19 protein-coding genes are annotated in these 18,619 nt (G+C 34.1%); 6 read left to right on the top strand and 13 right to left on the bottom strand.

Annotated elements, in window-relative coordinates:
- Position 1: 1 nt before the first annotated feature.
- Positions 2-754 (bottom strand): 5'/3'-nucleotidase SurE, encoded by a 753-nt coding sequence (gene surE, locus AAGD93_RS07045; protein WP_341819418.1) that lies wholly within the window; start codon positions 752-754, stop codon positions 2-4.
- Between the two features lie 618 nt (positions 755-1,372).
- On the opposite strand from surE, the gene AAGD93_RS07040 reads away from it, so the two are divergent.
- Genes AAGD93_RS07040 through AAGD93_RS07025 form a run of 4 tightly spaced genes read left to right on the top strand, consistent with a single transcriptional unit; the run spans position 1,373 to position 1,905 of the window.
- On the top strand, positions 1,373-1,567 hold the full coding sequence (locus AAGD93_RS07040; protein WP_341819417.1) for a hypothetical protein: 195 nt from the start codon (positions 1,373-1,375) through the stop codon (positions 1,565-1,567).
- A complete protein-coding gene (locus AAGD93_RS07035) occupies positions 1,552-1,686 on the top strand; it encodes a hypothetical protein (protein WP_341819416.1) in 135 nt (44 codons plus the stop codon). The genes AAGD93_RS07040 and AAGD93_RS07035 overlap by 16 nt, the downstream gene beginning before the upstream one ends.
- Positions 1,668-1,805 carry a hypothetical protein gene (locus AAGD93_RS07030; RefSeq protein ID WP_156518007.1) on the top strand — a complete coding sequence of 46 codons (138 nt, stop codon included), beginning with the start codon at positions 1,668-1,670 and terminating at the stop codon, positions 1,803-1,805. The genes AAGD93_RS07035 and AAGD93_RS07030 overlap by 19 nt, the downstream gene beginning before the upstream one ends.
- Entirely contained in the window at positions 1,774-1,905 is a 132-nt protein-coding gene (locus tag AAGD93_RS07025; RefSeq protein ID WP_255356224.1) for a hypothetical protein, read from the top strand. Before AAGD93_RS07030 ends, AAGD93_RS07025 begins: the two co-directional genes overlap by 32 nt.
- 127 nt (positions 1,906-2,032) lie before the next feature.
- Here the strand turns inward: AAGD93_RS07025 and ffh are convergent, their stop codons facing one another.
- The 7 genes from ffh to rseP form a co-directional block, all read right to left on the bottom strand.
- The gene (gene ffh, locus AAGD93_RS07020; protein ID WP_341819415.1) at positions 2,033-3,376 is read right to left on the bottom strand and encodes a signal recognition particle protein; all 1,344 of its coding nucleotides are present in this window, start codon (positions 3,374-3,376) and stop codon (positions 2,033-2,035) included.
- Positions 3,361-4,920: a proton-conducting transporter membrane subunit gene (locus AAGD93_RS07015; protein WP_341819414.1), complete on the bottom strand. Its 1,560-nt coding sequence runs from the start codon at positions 4,918-4,920 to the stop codon at positions 3,361-3,363. The genes ffh and AAGD93_RS07015 overlap by 16 nt, the downstream gene beginning before the upstream one ends.
- Positions 4,921-5,223: 303 nt before the next feature.
- On the bottom strand, positions 5,224-8,106 hold the full coding sequence (locus AAGD93_RS07010) for an FAD-dependent oxidoreductase (RefSeq protein ID WP_341819413.1): 2,883 nt from the start codon (positions 8,104-8,106) through the stop codon (positions 5,224-5,226).
- A 45-nt stretch (positions 8,107-8,151) separates the two neighbouring features.
- Complete coding sequence (gene fabZ / locus AAGD93_RS07005; protein WP_065094742.1) at positions 8,152-8,583, bottom strand: 3-hydroxyacyl-ACP dehydratase FabZ; 432 nt, start codon at positions 8,581-8,583, stop codon at positions 8,152-8,154.
- Positions 8,584-8,587: 4 nt separating this feature from the next.
- Positions 8,588-9,139 carry an OmpH family outer membrane protein gene (locus AAGD93_RS07000; protein ID WP_182365804.1) on the bottom strand — a complete coding sequence of 184 codons (552 nt, stop codon included), beginning with the start codon at positions 9,137-9,139 and terminating at the stop codon, positions 8,588-8,590.
- A complete protein-coding gene (gene bamA / locus AAGD93_RS06995; RefSeq protein WP_341819412.1) occupies positions 9,140-11,476 on the bottom strand; it encodes an outer membrane protein assembly factor BamA in 2,337 nt (778 codons plus the stop codon).
- Between the two features lie 7 nt (positions 11,477-11,483).
- Positions 11,484-12,602, bottom strand: a complete 1,119-nt coding sequence (gene rseP / locus AAGD93_RS06990) for an RIP metalloprotease RseP (protein ID WP_341819410.1) — start codon at positions 12,600-12,602, stop codon at positions 11,484-11,486.
- A gap of 99 nt (positions 12,603-12,701) precedes the next feature.
- Between rseP and AAGD93_RS06985 the strand changes: the two genes are divergently transcribed.
- The gene (locus AAGD93_RS06985) at positions 12,702-12,980 is read left to right on the top strand and encodes a succinate dehydrogenase assembly factor 2 (RefSeq protein ID WP_006279484.1); all 279 of its coding nucleotides are present in this window, start codon (positions 12,702-12,704) and stop codon (positions 12,978-12,980) included.
- On the opposite strand, the gene AAGD93_RS06980 is transcribed toward AAGD93_RS06985, so the two are convergent.
- From AAGD93_RS06980 to AAGD93_RS06970, 3 genes are all read right to left on the bottom strand, one after another.
- Entirely contained in the window at positions 12,955-13,281 is a 327-nt protein-coding gene (locus AAGD93_RS06980; protein WP_010082086.1) for a cell division protein ZapA, read from the bottom strand. The two genes, AAGD93_RS06985 and AAGD93_RS06980, sit on opposite strands and share 26 nt — an antisense overlap.
- Before the next feature lie 72 nt (positions 13,282-13,353).
- Positions 13,354-13,632, bottom strand: a complete 279-nt coding sequence (locus tag AAGD93_RS06975) for an HU family DNA-binding protein (protein ID WP_010963035.1) — start codon at positions 13,630-13,632, stop codon at positions 13,354-13,356.
- 29 nt (positions 13,633-13,661) lie between these two features.
- Positions 13,662-15,314, bottom strand: coding sequence for a 30S ribosomal protein S1 (locus AAGD93_RS06970; RefSeq protein ID WP_341819409.1), 1,653 nt, complete (start codon positions 15,312-15,314; stop codon positions 13,662-13,664).
- A gap of 139 nt (positions 15,315-15,453) precedes the next feature.
- Between AAGD93_RS06970 and trmB the strand changes: the two genes are divergently transcribed.
- On the top strand, positions 15,454-16,119 hold the full coding sequence (gene trmB / locus AAGD93_RS06965) for a tRNA (guanosine(46)-N7)-methyltransferase TrmB (protein ID WP_341819408.1): 666 nt from the start codon (positions 15,454-15,456) through the stop codon (positions 16,117-16,119).
- Positions 16,120-16,570: 451 nt separating this feature from the next.
- On the opposite strand, the gene AAGD93_RS06960 is transcribed toward trmB, so the two are convergent.
- A complete protein-coding gene (locus AAGD93_RS06960; RefSeq protein ID WP_265035888.1) occupies positions 16,571-17,518 on the bottom strand; it encodes an IS110 family transposase in 948 nt (315 codons plus the stop codon).
- 446 nt (positions 17,519-17,964) lie between these two features.
- Entirely contained in the window at positions 17,965-18,612 is a 648-nt protein-coding gene (locus AAGD93_RS06955) for a heme exporter protein CcmB (protein WP_065095344.1), read from the bottom strand.
- Positions 18,613-18,619 lie beyond the last annotated feature (7 nt).

The following is an 18,619-nucleotide window of genomic DNA, read 5'->3' as shown; positions in this document are numbered from 1 at the left end:
TTCAGTCAGCTATAGAAGAAAATTCGTCTGCGTAAGAATTTTTCATAGCATTCAATGTATCATAATCTGTAAAATCTAATTTTACCGGTGTAATAGTAATAAATCCTTCTTTTATTTTATTTACACTACCACTGCCTGAGTGCTCTCGAGACCAATTTAAGCTAAAAGAGCCATTCGAATTTTCAGTAAAAGTAAAATCCCCATCAATGTTATATTCACCTTGTTCAGCAAATTCTACTCCTTTTACTTTTTCCGTAGCAGGAAAATTTACACTCATCACTATGTTTTTAGGCCAACCAACCTTAACTAGCTTGGCAATAACCTTTGGTGCAAAAACCTTTGTATTGTGCCAGTCTATTTTATCATGATAAACTTGGCTCAGCGCAATAGAAGGTATAGATCTTGCAGCACCTTCCATTACAGCACCAATTGTTCCTGAATAACAAATATCGTCCCCGACATTTGATCCAATATTTACTCCGGACAATATTAAGTCTGGTTTTTTATTCATAACTTTATTTAGCGCAATAATGACACAATCTGCAGGAGTACCAGACACACTAAATTCCCTTTCACTATGTTGTTTTATTCCAATAGATTGTTTCACTGGATAATCAAGAGATCTTGCAGCTCCGCTTCTATCAGTATCTGGTGCCACTATCCATATTTCTGACGCAAAATTCCGTGCAACCTCTTTGAGTAATTTTATTCCTTCACTTCCAAAACCATCATCGTTTGTTATTAATATTATCATATACAATACTCAGCTATACAGCTCCAAATTATGTAAAACACTGGCTGTAAATAAACTCATGAGGCTTTAAGTTTCTTTGCATAACTGTGGACTGTAACAAAGAACCTGCTGTAAATCAATAGATTTCTTGCACAGGCCATAACTGTCATTACAATAGAAACGAAAAAACTTACTTGACAAACTCCGCCAGCCCCCTTATCATGAAACTGAAGCTATTTATTTATCTTCGCAATCTGTGCAGGTTAATGACAAAAAACTTAGGGTATTTGGCGTCTCATGTTTAATTTTTCGCACTACGTGCATCGCATGTCTTTAAAAATTTCTGGGTTTTTACCTATATAAGCCGAAACGCGCTTACAAAGCGTTTAAGACAGCAAAAAACGTCAAATTGACAAGGGAGAATTTGAATGCTAGCTACTACGGGGTTTCTTTGCCTTTTTTCCTGCTTAGTAAATTTCTTAAACACTTGCGGTGTAGGTTAGTTGCAAGTTAAAAGCAGCTAAATCGCTCTTAATCAAGCGTTTTAGAATAAAAAAAACGCCGATATTTTAGTACATAGTAAATAGCCAACCACCACGGGGCTTCTTTTGCCTTTTTTTTCGTTTGGTAAATTTCTTAATGTTTGTAGCTAAACGACAACCGTCATCCCGCTGCTTGTTAGCGGGATCTAGAGATACCGCGAATGAATCGCGGTATGACGTAGGACTGCTGTCATTCCAGTCTGGAATCCAAAAAAAGGATGATGTCATCCCAGTGCTTGACACTGGGATCCAGTTTTCTTTACAAATTCACAAAAAGTGCTTCATTCTATAACGCAAAACCCATACTCACCAAACCCAATGCATTACTTGCAATTAAGTTTCCTGGATCCCAGTGTCAAGCACTGGGATGACACCCTTTTGGATGGAGACCAGTGTCAGCTACTTGCATGACACCATTCTTTTTCCTGGATCCAAGTAGTCAAGCTACTCGGATGACACCTCTGGGCGCTGGGATGACAGGAGAAGGAGGCTACTTGCATGACACCATTCTTTTTTCTGGATCCAAGTAGTCAAGCTACTCGGATGACACCCCACTGGTGGCCCACACTACAATGTTCGTACAGTTATGAAATGAATCGCGGTATGACGTGTTGCTTGGGTCAGCTATAGTATTTCTTAAAATTAATAATAAATTTCTTGGCTAGCAAGAAGCTGTAAATTTTTTTGCGAGACCTAAGCCGCTTTTGATATAGCTAAAGGTTTACTGATGATTTGTCTCATTCCACTACCTGCTGACTTACTTTCTGCTTAGCATATCCATCAAATCAGATTCTTTGAGTTTACTATGGTCAACTTTACTGAACTTATTTACCATAGAGCTCATTTGATTATACTGCTTAATCAGAAGATTAACGTCAGTTACACTTGTTCCGGACCCCTTAGAAATTCTAAGTCTTCTTTTGCCATTTAAAATATCTGGATTTTGCCTTTCTTTTTCGGTCATTGAGTTTATGATGGCTATATATTTTTTCACTTTATTGTCATCTGGCACACTGCTACTTAGCTTTTTTGTGAATGAACTAGGGATGAATTTCATTATGTTGCTAATGCCATCCATTTTACTCAGAGTTTTTAACATTCCCACTAGGTCGTTTAGGTCGAATTTACCCTTTTTTACTTTCTTTTGTAACTTATCAATTTCTTCCTGACCAACAATCTCAGCAGCTTTTTCAACCAATGATACAACATCACCCATGCTAAGTATCCTTTTTGCAATTCTATCGGGATAAAAATCATCGAGGTCACTTAATTTTTCACCACAAGCAATAAATTTAATTGGACAATCGGCGATCATTTTCATAGAAAGAGCAGCACCACCACGTGCATCACCATCAACACGGGTGAGAATAATGCCGGTTACACCTATTACCTCATTGAATGATTTGGCAATGTTGACCGCATCCTGGCCTATCATTGCGTCGGCTACTAAAATAACTTCTGCAGGTGAAGCTATTTCCTTTACGGCTTTCAACTCATTCATCATATTATTGTCAATATGAAGCCTGCCTGCGGTGTCTAGTATTAATACATCATAATTATCGTTCTTTGCTGCTGCTAGTGCCCTTTTTGTAATTGCAATAGGCCCTTCATTTATTACTATAGATAAAGTTTGTACGTCTGTTTGTTTACCCAGCACCTCAAGTTGTTTCTGGGCAGCAGGCCTATAAATGTCTAAAGAGGCAAGCATCACTTTTTTCTTTTGCTTTTTTAGTTTTAAAGCAAGCTTTCCTGAGGTAGTTGTTTTACCTGCACCTTGTAAGCCCACCATCATAATCACAGCAGGGGATTTAACTGCTAGATTTAAGTCACTTTTCTCTGATCCGAGAACTGCAACTAAATTATCCTGCACAATTTTAATTATCATTTGTGCTGGAGAAACACTTTTTATGACTTTTTCCCCAATCACTTTATCTTTAATGTCGTTGATGAATTTTTTTGCAACTTCAAGTGAAACGTCAGCTTCAATTAAAGCTATACGTATTTCACGCATGGCAAGATTAAAATCATCTTCAGAAATGATTGACTTTCCTCTCAGTTTACTAAATACAGAATTTAAACTTTCAGTTAACGATTTAAACATAATAGCATTAGTAGAATACTCATTAAAAAGAGAGAAGAAGCTGAAACAAAACTCACTGAGTTATAACCCAGCACTTCTTTAAGTTTAGTAATATTATTAAAGTATAAACCAGTAAGTGGATTAGTCAAGTTTTGCACTACGCTGGCAAACATTTCTCTAGTTTTAGAGACTAACTGATTGAACAACAAGACAATATAGGATATGAAAGTTCTAAAAATCCAATCAACATCCATTTTAAAATTTACTCTCGGGTAAAATAACTTGCGTAAAGGAATAAACAATAAAGTGGTACATAGTAACAAATTAAATTGCGACAAAATATTTTTTGTGTTGTACACAAAATCGAAAATCGAAGGTTTGTTGTAAATAGGTAAGTAAGGATTGCCAGCGATTACGCATATAAATGCTAAAATAATCATAGTCATTTTGCCTCCTCTCTCTGCTAAAGGTTTTGACTTACTTTTTGCAATAAATAAGTAATAAAGAAACTTTAGCCCCACGCTTAAATGAAGCAGCAAATTTAGAAGCTTATATAAATTTTTATACCCTTTTAAGGCAACAGTGTTCATTTCAATTTCAGCTGTGATATATGATTTACTGATAAATCCAACGGTTCCAGGAAATGCAGCCATTGTAAGTATTGCGATTATAGCACACATGCCTTCCATTGACATCAGTTTACCCACTCCATTAAAACTAATTGTTTTTGTTTGTGAAATAATCGAATTACTGACCACAAACAATAATGATTGATAAACAAGAGAGAAGATTATATGCAGTATCAAAATTGGTATTGCTTTTTCCGAAGGACTGAGCAAACTTCCTGCAATAATCAGCAAGCCCATTTGTCCTACAACGTTATAGCATAAAAATCTGCGAATATTTTGCTCAAGAGAAGCAAATATAATGCTGTAAATTGCGGTGATGGCGCCTACAAGCGCTAATATTTCAGTACAATCTTGCCATAGGTTATAAGTGTGTAAAAGCATCACTAAAAAAGAGACTTTAGTGGTAAATAAAGAGAGATATGTGGTGCCATGTAGCGATGCAGCAGGATATGCATCAACAACCCAAAATGAAAAAGGAAAACAAGCGCAGTTTATCAATAAACCCAAAATTATCAGGTTAGTGCTTTGAAGTGCCAATCCTGCTATTAATATAACTCCAACGAAAAAGTGTACACAAGTGTACCTTATTGCAGGTTCACTATCTCTACAGCCAGCTGCGATAGTAAAAAATGCACTGACGGTCATTAATTCACAGAATATTATAACCAATATCATATGTTCAGATAAAACTGCATAAAGTGAACTAATAGTGTAAGCAGCAAAAGATAGCATCTCTGAAAAAGTCAAATTTTGTGCTGGTAGAACAGCTAAAAATGCAACTGATAAAAAAGATATTAGTATGGTACGAAAAGATAAATCAAAATCTAGAATTGGGAGAGACCAATTTACTGCAATGCTCAAATTTTCAGGTAATTTTAGGACTATAACTATTAATACAGTCAGTAGAAGTAACAGTGACGATTTATAAAGTTGCACAATAATTAAAACCAATATGGTTTATGCTATCTCAATATATGAATAAAATCAATTTGCATATTAACCACTAATTAAACTAATTATCATATAATTATATCAGGGTTTAGAGGGTTATAGAGAAACCGGTCAGATTAGGTTTTTAATCTAATCTGACCGATAGCTTTAATAGTGAGGTAAGCTTTAATATAGCATTCTTCATTCACAATGCTACACTCGTGCATAATTTATTTTTAATTTGTGCACGAGCGTTAGTAAATTATTTACTTTTTGAAATAAAATTTGGCATCACTTTAATATTGAGACTTAGTAAACCTCAGTTGGGCTGCCAGTTGGGCCCATAAGAATTATTTGCTCGCCTTCTCTTAAGTGTCTGCATAAATTAGTGGAGCCGCCGATTTCCAGCACAATAGTGGAAATAATTCCTTTTTTTTTGTCTACTTCAGTGCCGGTTACGGCTATACCTTCCATAGCAAGGTTTGTATTATTGGCTTTTCTGCCATTGGTTTCAAAATTTTGCAATCTAAAGAATTGCCCAGGCTTAAAATTCTTTGCCGCAAGTGGTGCTTTGATCACTATTTCCACAACTTTGTCTGTTAAATATTGAACTTTTATAACCTTTGCAGTGAATTGCTCTTTGATTCTATTAAATAATTCTTTATTAGCCAGGTCTTCAACACTTGACCACGCATTTTTTTTCTGGCCCACAACATCACACACTGGAATGACAGAAACGAAGCTATTAACTCCACTCAAAAGCTGAGAAATAATAGGGTAGCCGTTCTTAGCACTTGCCATAGCTTTCACGACGCTGCCACTATACGAAGGGTGAAGATCACCAAAAAAGCTGATTGTTTTATTGCCTTGCTTATACACTAATATTCTATCTTTATTTTGCATTTTAGGAGAAAATATTGGATCTATTGCTTTTCCTGATGAATTCAAATGAGTAAAATACCCATTACTTAATTTAAAATGCTTTTTATCTTCTGTTGCAATAACTGTATTTGGCTCAGTACCTGCTGCTATAAAAATAGAACGTGCTTTTATACGTTTGATTTCGCCGGATTTTGTGTCTATCAGTTTTATTGACTCAGCATGGTTATATTTATCTGTCACAACTTCAACTGGCTCTAAGTTTTCAATAAAGTAAATCCCTTCTGATAATGCGTTTTGCACCTCTTCGCTATTTAATCGATAACTTGGCGAGTCTTTCAGCTCTTTTCTATATACAACTTTCACTCCCCCAAGACTCTGCATTAACTCTAATATTTTTATTTCTCTATTCTCTTTTTTTGCTAACTTTTGCTTTTCTCGGATCAATTGTGCGTGCGATATAAACTCATTCGCAATTTCGCGCTCTTCTTCTGTCCAATCTTTTTCAACACAGTCCTTTCCATACTTATCAACTAATATCTCATAACGAAGAAGAAATTTTTCTACTTGAATTGGATAATACGCTAAAGCTTCAGTGGCAGTGTCAATCGCAGTAAGCCCAGCCCCTATTACAACTATCGGCATACGAACTTGCAGATTTGCTATAGAATCAAATTTAAGAGCGCCAGTCAGTTGTAACGACATAAGAAAGTCAGATGCCATACGCACTCCACGAGCTAGTATATTCTTTATTTTGATCATTCGTGGCTTGCCAGAGCCAAGTGCTAGGGCGATGTGATCAAAACCCGAGTTGAACGCGTCATCAACATTAATCGTGCCACCAAAACGAATGCCTCCATAAAGTGCGAAATGCTCACGTCTTTCCAGCAGTAATCTAATAATCTTTAAGTAATTCTTATCCCACCGAGAAGTAATACCATATTCTGCCACCCCACCAAACCCTCCTGCCGTGCGTTCACTCAATTTTTCGTGTTTGAAATCTTTAATTAGCTGGAAATTATCGATCAAAGGTTCAATCTTTAGTCCATCAATGGTGATAACGTTATGCCCATCGTTCAACAAATGATGAGCTAAATTAAAACCAGCAGGACCAAGGCCTACAATTAGAATGTTTTTTCCGGTGTTTTCTCTTGGCAATGAACGCTGAAAATTTAAAGGATTCCAACGGCTGAGCAGAGAATATATTTCAAATCCGTACGGTAAACTGAGCACATCATCCAGAATCCTTGTTTCAATTGCTGGCACATTTACGGGTTCTTGTTTTTGATATATGCACGAATTCATGCAGTCATTGCATATTCTGTGTCCAGTAGCTGCACATAACGGGTTATCTATCATCACAATTGCAAGACTTGCTATGCTGTACCCTTCGCTTTTCACCAGATTCATTTCTGATATTTTCTGCTCTAGTGGGCAGCCGTGCAGTTCAACTTTTAGTGGAGATTGTTTAAAAGTATTGTCGTTATTAATTAGCCCCTTTGAGCAGCTGTCCTTACTTTGCTTATGACAAAATATGCAGTAGTGAGCATTATCTAGTGCTTTATTCAAACTCACCTTTTTGCTTGTTAGATCAAAACCGTATCGTCTTTTTACTTCATTTGAATACAGCACTTCAACTTTGTCCACTTCTTTTTTAGAAAATGGTATGAGGTTTTCGTGGTCGATTTTTTTATGAATACTGAATAATATACTCTGTTTATTTTTTACTCTCCACACTGCATATTGTGCTGCAAGTTCTATTTCTTCTTTGTGATTTTCTTTATCTTCAAACCAATGCATCACCTGCTCAGCAAAATTTTTTTCTGTTGTTGGCAAAGTGAGAAAATGACTTAGTTTGTTAGTAATATCTATATTCGCCACATTAGTGTATTTCTTCAATGCATAGCGTTGGACAAATAATCTTTTGCACTTATATATTACAGCAAAGTCGTTGTGCTTTTTCTTTAGCTCCTCTATTTCTTTTTCAACATTGAAAAGTTTTGCAATAAATTCATCAAGTAAATATGAGAGGTCTACTATTAACTGACTATCTGTCATCCAAGTAGCTGACCGTCCTTCTTGTTTTCTAGATCCCAGTGTCAAGCACTGGGATGACGGGGGGTGACACTGGGATGATGGGAGGTGACACTGGGATGACATCGAAGAAGAAGCTGCTTTTTCTCTTGCTTCAATTAATGAACAAAACAAGCTCTCATCACATGATTTGATATAATTCAAAAATGTCTCATCTAATTTTATTAATCCATTTCGAGTATATAGATTAGAAAATGAGATGTTGAAATTCAGCTTCATTGCTATACTATACAGTGTACATGCTGTTTCTTACAGATGAAGATTTTATTTATTTTGCAATACTGCTGAGATTGTTGCTTCTGCAACTTTTTCTTCGCTAACAGATGCAATACACCTAAATTTGTGTACACCTAAACACACACTTTGAATGTTAGCTTGAAGAATCAATGTGTCCCCTGGAGTAACTAGCTTTCTGAATTTTGCATTTTCAATGGATCTCAAGTAAACAACTTTATTTTCTATTGTTTCTTTACCTAGAACACATATAGCAGATGCCTGAGCTAGAGATTCAATTATCAAGACTCCTGGCATTATTGGATGACCAGGGAAATGGCCAATAAAAAATGGCTCATTGAAAGTCACATTTTTGATTGCTTTTATACTTTTACCAGGATCACACTCTATAACCCTATCTACTAAGAGAAACGGATAAGAATGGGGTAATATTTTTATAATATCACTGATATTAAATTGCATAAGCCTACTCAATGCCTTTTAAAGCAAATTCAGGTATTTCCTTGTTTATATTGTTTAATACCACATCTGATAAATCAACTTCATCCATGGAGTATAAAACTTGGTTCTTTTTTGAAATAAATAGTACCAAATCTATGTTATTTTTTTCTGCCGTTTTTTTAGCGACTTCTTTTATCTTGTTAAAAACACTCTCTACTGCGTCTCTATAGCTTTCTTCTAAATGTAACATTTTTTTAGCGTAATTATCTCTAGTATTTACAGTGTGCTTATTAAACTGTTCTGTCTTTTCTTTTTTTGCTTCTTCTGACAAAAGTTCAAATTCTTCTTTTGATGGCTTAAGTTTTTCTAACTCACTTTCAAATTCTTGTTGTAATCTAGAATTCTGCTCCTTTATTTGTTGTTGTATATTTTGCAGAGCAAGAGATTCATTGATGACTTTGTCACTATCGATAATTGCAGCTTTTGTGTTCTGAGGTTGATATCCTACAAACTTATACCCCACAAATAAGGAAATAATTAAGGCAATAACTGATATAAATAACTGTATATATTTCATTCAAATCCCCGCTTCAATAGAAAACTTAACATTTGGTGATGGTATTATATCATAAGATTCCTTTACTAAAGGAAACCCGAAATCCAATCTAAGTCTACCAAAAAGAGAAAGCATTGAAAAGCCAAAACCTGGTGACACTCTCACAAGCTTGCTATCGTAGTATTTCCCTTCATACTTCTTATTTTTATCATCTAAGCCAAAAAGTGTTGCATAGTCAACAAATAGTGAGCCTTTGATACCAGCATAGTCATATAGTTTTGGTAGAGGAAAATCCACTTGCTGTGTTAGATTAAAATAAGTTTTGCCTCCTAATGAGCTTTTATTTTTGTCTTCTGCTCTTGGTCCAATACCGGAAAGGTCAAACCCTCTAATCTCATTACCCCCTTTAAAAAAGTGCTGGCCAATGTTTAGATTTTCATCAGTATAAGAAAAAATATGACCTGCCGCCATCTTAAAGCGTAGCGTTATATCATCGTCAATTTTGCTTAATATAGGGTGCGTATAAAAAGATAAGAATTCAGATTTTAGGAAATTCACGTTTCCTCCCAATCCTGAAATATCCTGACTTAAGCGCAGTAAATACCCTTCTTTTGGAGTATAGAGGTTATCCAGTTTATTATATGCCAACGTGTATCCCACTGATGAAATCTGATGTTCACCTTTTCGGTCCAGTATTATTTCAGAGATATCGGTGTCTTGTCCACCCTTATTATCCATGTGTATATGATTATACTTATAAGAATAGCGAAGGGAATTAGTTAAGTTCTCTGTGACTTTATATGATAACTTTGTAAAAAATCCCATATCGCAACTATCAAAAGTAGTGTTTGGCTTATCTTGTTTTTCGTAAAATACGTCTACACCTAGTGACGTATCAGAATCATTAAAATTATTTTCAACAAACTCTAAATCAGTAGAAAATACGTATTGACTTTTTTCAAGAGCAAAAGAGAGCTCTTTTCCAGTACCAAATAAATTACGGTCTTTGAGGTCAATTTTAATCAATGCTCCACCAGGAAGAGACACACCGCCTCCCAAATACAACGAAGTAGTGTTTTTTTCTTTAACATTTAAGTCAAGATTTACTGTATTGTCATTAACTGCGTAACTATTTACTTTCACTGTTTCAAAAAAATCACTACTCATTAGTTTTTTACGTGACTTTTGAATCTCAGATATATTGTACGCATCACCTTCTGCTACACTTAGCTTACTTCTGATCACTTTATCTAAAGTGCGATCGTTACCATCAATTGTAATTTGATTTATATAAATCTTTTTACCCGGCAGCACTCTGTAGGTTACATCTACAACGTTGTCACGTTGTGCATACTCTGGATTAACTTTTGCAAATATATATCCTTTTTCATTTAAATATTTGTTTATTTTTTCTACTGTATTATTAATTTTAACTCTATTAAATATCTTATCGTTTTCCTCTGTTATAAAATCCAATATTTCTTCTTTTAGGCTCAAATCCTGAATTTCAGTTTCAATATTAACCTCATTATTTCCAAACAAATACTGCTGTCCTTCGTCAATCAAAAAAGTTAACTCTGTTTGATTGTTATTATCAACCTCAACAATTGGTTGAATATTATTTTGAATATATCCCTTAGACGAATAAAAACGATCGAGCAATTCTGTGTTAATCAATAGATATTGCGGTGAATAATGATTTTCGCCTTTAAAAATGGCTCTAAATAACTTACTAAATATGTCATTACTATGTCTTTTAATAACTTGCTCTAGCTCATTTTCAGAAAAGTTTTTATTGCCTATAAATCTTATATCCTTAATTTTAGAGGTTTTGCCTTCTTTTATTTTGAAAATTAGATTGACCCTATTACTATCGAGCTTCTCCAACTCATATTCAATTTTAACGCCAACCTTACCGTTATTTCTATAAGTAGTGATTAAATTCATTAAATCGTTTTGCAATTTTGTTTCAGTGAAAATAGTTAGCGATTTTGACTGAATCACATTATTTAGTAACTCTTTGCTATTAAATAACTTATTACCCTTTAATATTATCTTGTTAATTAGTGGATTTTCTTGAATTTTTATTACCAAATTTTTTTTATCATCTATGTAAGCATTAACACTAGCAAATAGCTTTGTTTTATATAAACCTTTTATAATCAAATCTATATCATCGTCGTTTACATAATTACCAGGTTCCAATTTTATATAAAAACCTATTGTTTGATTGCTTACACGCTCATTACCAATATATTTGATATCTTTTATCTGCGTTTTTTCCTTATTTTCTAAAGCAACAAGTAGAGTAGGAAAAGAGATAAAAATTATTATTAGTATGTGGAATAGCTTTTTCATATGTATCTTAAAAAAGATGCCTAATATCATTTGAGATTGCAACTGCCATCAACAAGAACAATATGGAAGCACCAAAAGTAGCTGCATATTTTTGATATTTCAAACTTAAATCTCGACGTATAACTGCTTCTATAATATAGTGAAATAAATGCCCACCATCTAGTAGCGGAATTGGTAGCAAGTTAATTGCAGCTAAATTAGCTGAAATAATTGCCATGAAATACACAACCATAACGAACCCCTTTTTAGCTGATTGCCCTGAATACTTTGCGATTTTTATTGGCCCACCTATTTCATTGATACTCCTTTTACCAACAATAATGTGAAAGAGAGCTTTGATCGTTAAGCACATAGTGTGGTAAGTTTCACTTACTGATAAGCTCACAGCCCCAAGAAAAGACGACTGCTTTAATGTATTGACTGAAATAATCCCTATAGTTTCTCTTTCTATTGTGTTGCCAAAAACGTCTTTGTCCTTGATTATTAATGGAGTTAAACTGGTCCTGTGCTTCTCATTATTTCTGCTATACTCAATCTCCATTCTTGTTTTAGGATTCGACATTATCACACGTGAAATATCTTCAAAGTATTTTATTTTATGCTCATTGATTTGTGTAATAGTGTCACCTGGCAACAAACCAGCTTGCTTAGCTGCACTACCTTCGATTACATTTCTAATCACCGGTGGAGTGCGATAATAACCTGCTATGCTAAAAAATATTGTAAAAGCTATAACAGCAAATACCATGTTTGCAAAAGGCCCTGCAAAAACTACTGCTGCTTTTTTATGCCGCGGTTTTGTATGAAATGAATACAACTTTTCTTCTTCGGTTAAATTTTGTTGATCAGCTGGGACACTTGCTGCATTGTTGTCCCCTAGCATTTTAACATAACCACCCAATGGAACAACGCTTAGTTTCCATCTAGTTCCAGACTTATCGTTAAAACCAAAAATTTCAGGACCAAAACCTATGGAAAAAGATTCAACTTTAACTTTGCATGCTTTGGCAACAACATAATGCCCATATTCATGCACGAATACTATGACAGAAATTATTAAAGAAAATGATAAAAAATAATATATTCCATCGCTAAATTGATGGATAAGATTAGAAATTAATTCCACCTGTATATTTAGATCTTAACAAAATGTTAAGTATATTAAAATGCGCCTCGCTTGACAAGTATTTAGTTTAACTTTTAAATTAAAAAAAGTTTAATTGTAATGACAGATACCTCACTACTCAGAAGAAAATTAATATATAGAAGCTGGCATAGGGGTTGCAAAGAAACCGATATACTTTTAGGGCATTTCGCATTGAAATATCTTGATAAATTTTCCTTAAGCGAACTAATCGAATACGAAAAAATAGTTGATCTTGATGATTACGAATTATATTGTTACATAACTCGTAAGACAAACCTCCCTCCTGGCTTGAATAGTCAGATAGTCAATTTAATTGCTTGCTTTATTGAAGCTAATCCTTTATGCACTCAAGATTAGTGATAATCTTATTTACCTTATCTAGTACCTCAGTATATTCTATTCTTTTCTCGTTTCTATACTTTTCGCGCTCTTGATTTACTTCATCTAATCGCTTTGTTAATTCTAAAATTTTATCCTCAAGAATTAGTGCTGCAAGTAAGAAATTTAATGCATCCGAACCCTTACCTCCAGTTTTTTGAGATACAGAACTAACTAACTTGTCAAAACTATTAGCAAGGCGTAATAAATGATTCCCCTTCCCACTTTCGCAAGATATTTTATATGTGTTATTACGTATAACTATTTCTACTACTTGCATATGGTGCTAAAAATTTCTATCGTACAGTATAAACTCAAACCCCTACTTTCATCTTATTTATGGTATAAATTTTTATTCATTTATCAAATCAGATAATTTTTTACTGCTACGAAAATATGTTTTAAAGTATTGATTCTTTGTAAACTTCTGTAACATTAAATGGCTTGTTTCTTTCAAGTTATAACTTCTAACTGAAAAAGAACCAAACCCCCTAATTTCAACTCTATTATGATGTTTCAATGTGCTTGAAAGTATCCCAAAAAATCTATCAACTATAGCTGCTATAACAATCTTATCTAAAAAAGGATGTCTTTTTGCTACCCTCGCTATTATATCAGACTTTGTTGCCATTTATATGAAGCCAAAATAAGTAAACCTTATCACTTAGCAGATAATGCTATGTTATATTCTTCAACACCCAATACTTCAACTTCTATTTTTTCTGATATAGAGAATTTTTTATTCTCTGGTAAATGCTCTTGATCTATTAGAAGGGTTACATCGTTCTCAACTTCAACGACTAGTCCATTATCTTCTCTCTTACCTACAATAACCTGTATTTTATCACCTACCTTAACTTTCTTTATCAGTTCTTCAAGAGGATCATACTCTATTTGTTTTATTCCAAGATAAATTCTTGCCCGATTCACGTTAGCCCTTATTACTTTTGCTTCTATTTTATCACCTACATTATACTTCTTTATCTCATCTGAACCATTTTTAGACCAACTAAAATCTTTCACATATATTGTCCCTTCTACGTTCTCATCTATTTCAGAATCACCGAAAGCAACAGATACATATGAGCCGGTATTATTCTTCACTTCACCAGAAACAATAGAACCAGGAGGATATTTATTGATAAATACTTGCCAAGGGTTGTCTACACACCTTTTCATGCTTAAACTCATCCTACTCTTAGCAATGTCAATACTGAGAATTTTTACATATACTTCTTGTCCCCTTGTTACGAGACTACTAACTGGTAAATTACTCTTAACCCAAGTTATTTCTGACGAGTGCACTAAACCTTCAATTCCAGGTCTAAGCTCAACAAATAATCCATAATCTTCTATGCTTGTTACATAACCCTTATGCACACTATCAACTGGATATTTTGACTCTGCATCTTGCCAAGGGCTATCTTCTAGCTGCTTCACACCCAAGGAAATTTTAGCATTTTCCTTGTCTATTTTTATAATTTTAACTTTTATAGTCTGACCACAAGTAAAAACTGCAGACGGATGACTTACCCTACTCCAAGAGATATCTGTAATATGTAACAATCCATCTATAACTCCCACTACATCTGATTCATGAATACCGACAAATACACCGTAATGAGTGATACTTTTTATTTTCCCTTCTATTATATCGCCTTCATTTAAAGATTCTAAAAATTTAATTTTTTCACCAGCGTGCAATTTTTCTAACACCAGCTTTCTTGATACTACAATATTGCCCTGCTTCTTATCCATTTTAAGCACGATGAACTTTTGTTCAGTTTCAATAAGGTGCTTCGCATCTTTTACTTGCTTCAAATCCACATGGCTCAGCGGTAAAAAAGCGCTTATTCCGTCACCAAGATCAACAATAAAGCCACATTTAATTGAGCGTTTAATAACTCCACTTACTTCAGCCTTTGTAACTGTATATTCTTCCAACTTATTCCATTTTTCGTCCCTAATTGCTTTTTCACGGCTAAGAACAACATTACCATGATAATCTTCAATTCTTTCCACATAAACTTTAATTTTAGAACCAATAACAACCTCATCATTACACCCGAGCTCCTTGATCAGAATTCTCCCATCAGACTTTAAACCAATATCAACCACAACGTCATTAGGGTTTATTCTTGTAATTACACCTTCTACCACATCTCCTTCTTTAATTTTATTAATAAAAGAATCCTCAAATAAGACATTATCCTGATCCTCAAATTGACCTTGAAATATCTCTTCTATAAACTTGTTTGATGATAGCTTTCTGATAGTAACCGGTAGATTTACAACTGGATTATTATTATTCATACCTTTAACTTAAACTTTATTAGAATTCATATATTATATAATATTAACAATTATTGACAAGTAATTTTTCATTAACTCATTTCGAGAATTGTTTAAGCTATATAAAATATAGCGAGAAAATTATATATGTATCAAGAATATGCTATTTAAGGATAGTAAGTGGATTAGGTCGTTTTCCAGAAGGTCCAGATTAAAACCGGATGTTGATGAAATATTGGAAAGATATTCTATTCAAAACAGCAAGAAATCTATAGAGAAAATTGTAAATTCACAAAAAAGAATATGGGTAGAAATAGGCTTTGGCAACGGTGAAAATATGCTTTACCAGGTGCTCAATGAACCTGATCTATTATTTATAGGATGTGAGCCCTACTTAAAGGGGGTTTCTCGCTTGCTAACAAACATAGAAATACAGAACATAAAAAATATTTTAATGTGGACAGAAGATGCAAGAGAATTGATTGCAAATTTTCCTGATAACAGTGTTGAAAGATTCTTTATTCTCTTTCCAGATCCATGGCCAAAAAGAAGTCACAATAAAAGACGATTAATTAATACGGAATTTTTAAATTTATTAGCAAAAAAAATACTTATAACAGGGGAAATATTCATTACAACCGATCATCAGGACTATGCAGAGTGGATAGCATCACATATAAAGCAGTGTAACTCTTTAATCTATAGGGAAGACGATTTCACAAGTTATACTCTTACAAAATACCACAGAAGAGCGCTCAAAGATCAGCGTAAAGTGAGGTTCTTTAAAGTAAGTGTTATTAATAATTTGCAGACTATGGATCAATAGAGTTTTTGCATATCTCTTTTACGTTAACTATAGATTAAAAATAATAAAAAAAGAGGGAGAAATAGAGTAAATTCCTTTAACTACTTCTCCTTATGAAGGAATAGACTTCTTGCATAACCCAAACTAAGTAGAAAAAAGGTGTCATCCAAGTAGCCCCTTTCTCGTCATGCCGCTGCGAATCGTCATACCGCCGCGGCGCTAACACGTAGCGGGATGATGAGGCTTATCGTCATGCCACCGCGAACCGTCATATCAACTATGTTTTTTTAAAAATTTTTTATTTGTAGTTTTGCAACTTCATATGGGCAATAAAAACCCATTTGTTATAGAAACAGAATTTTGTATCAAACAGCCACCACAGCAATTTCTGCTTAAGTTAATGAATATGCGCTTTTAATGTGTGTGGACGCGCATATTCATTAACCAATTTCAGTTATTGCTATGTAAATTTTTAAATATGCAAATTAACTGCTTCTTTAAGCCTTGCATTAGCAATCACTATTATTTTACGCATTAGAGCTGTTATAGCCACCATCTTTTTCTTACCACTTTCAATAAGCTTAGAATAAAAGGCACCAAGTGCAGATTTGGACCTTGCAGCAGCCATGGCAGCTGTAAAAAGCTTTGAACGAACGTTACTTCTTCCACCTATAATCCTTCGGTAGCCAATAGCTTTACCACTTTCCTTAGGATGAGGCGCAACACCTGCAAGGCTTGCAATTTGCCTTTTATTTAAAGAACCAAGTTCCGGTATGAGACACAATAAACATTGAGAGGTTTTTCTACCTATTCCAGGGACTGTTTCAAGAATTTTTTGGCATCGTTGCAATTCAGGATTTTCATTGACTATTTTTTGTATAGCTTGATCAAGCTTTTCTACCTGGTTGTTGAGGAATTCAATAGCTTGTTGACAACTTTCCTTAATGTAATCATTTCCAGGAGTTTTTAGCCTATTCTTCTCTTGAACAAGCATTTTCGTAATATCGTCACGACGCTGACAAAGTGCAAACAAGGTGGTTTGTTCTTTTGAGATAGGTGTAAATAGCTGCAGATGTCCACAACGCTCAGAACCATATTGGGCAAGCGCTTTTGCATCAAGACTGTCGGTCTTTGCCAAAGTTCCATGAGATAGAATGAAGTTTTTAACTTGACGAGTATTAGCACGATGCACAGCAATGTTTCTATCAATAAGAAAATACAATAAGCCAAGCTCATAACCTCCTGTAGCTTCTAAAATTACCATGGAGTTGGGCAAGATATTTGAAAATTTTTGGTAGAATTGTTTCCAACCAACACAACTATTGTCAAATTTGATGACACCTTTTTGTTCATTAACTGCAGTAACAAATTCAAGTTTTCCGATATCAATGCCAATAAAATTTTGATAAGATGTAACCATAAAGAACCTCGAGAGTTTAAGTTAAAATTTAAGATTGTAAACGGGTGCATATATATGTCCCAAACAACTATTCAAACGTCTCGAAGGATAGGCTTGAGTACCTTGATATCTACGTATGTTATAATACTACCGTCTTACGGTCGCTCAAGCCTGGCGATAACCACATTTTTATAGAGTTATCTTCCTTCTTGCTTCTTTTTATATCACATTTCCAACTTACAACCGTCACGGTATCTCTTAGCCGCTAACAAGTAGCGGGATGACGGTTGTCAGGTTAGCTGTTATCCCAGTTTTTGACACTGGGATGACAACGAAGGGCTACTTGGATGACAGGGAAGGATGCTGGAATGAAGGTTTTTCAAATTGTCGATAAACCTAAATCTATAATAACTATTTGCCTTTTTTCTAGGTTATGCAAGAAGTCTACTGAATAACAGTAAGATTTTTCAATCCTGTTCCACAGCAAATTTTAGTGCCATGTGAGTAGTTATGGTGCTGTTAACAATCAAAATAACAAAAACTAAGATGGTGATTAGTAGTGTATAAATATTCAAGGATAAATTTTCAAATTGAGTTAGCATTTTAAAATACACAAAGGTTGGCATTATCATTGGCAAAACAAGAATTTGCGATACTCCTGATGCTAAGTTGTTTTGACCAATCATCAATGCATTTCCAGTAGCTGAAATATTAATGATTATCAGCGTATTAAATAATAAAGACACTCCAACTGCTATTGAGTGTTCAATACTATTGCCTAGAATTGCAAAGCTGAATATGGAAGAAATTACTGAAATCGGTAACCCAAATAATAACCAGTGAGCGAAAATTTTATAAGCAACTATAAGCCTAGAAGAGAGTGGCTGTACAAAGATTTGCTCTAATATTCCATCATGATAATCAGATGTAAACAAATTATTTGTAGAAATCTGCAAAACAAATGTAGCACATATCCATGTTAATGTTAACATAACTTCTTGTTTATTGTTGTTTTCAAGTGTAAATGAAGATAAACTTAACATTATGATAAAAATACATACTATATAGGTAAAGTTCTTATCATCTATTACTAATTTTTTTACTGAATCGATCATACTAGGC

Origin of the sequence: Wolbachia endosymbiont (group A) of Brachyopa scutellaris, assembly GCF_964026995.1 — a bacterium.
In the GTDB taxonomy this organism is placed as follows: Bacteria; Pseudomonadota; Alphaproteobacteria; order Rickettsiales; family Anaplasmataceae; genus Wolbachia; species Wolbachia pipientis.
Note: the sequence above shows the minus strand (reverse complement) of the source record. Positions and strands in the feature narration are given on the sequence as shown.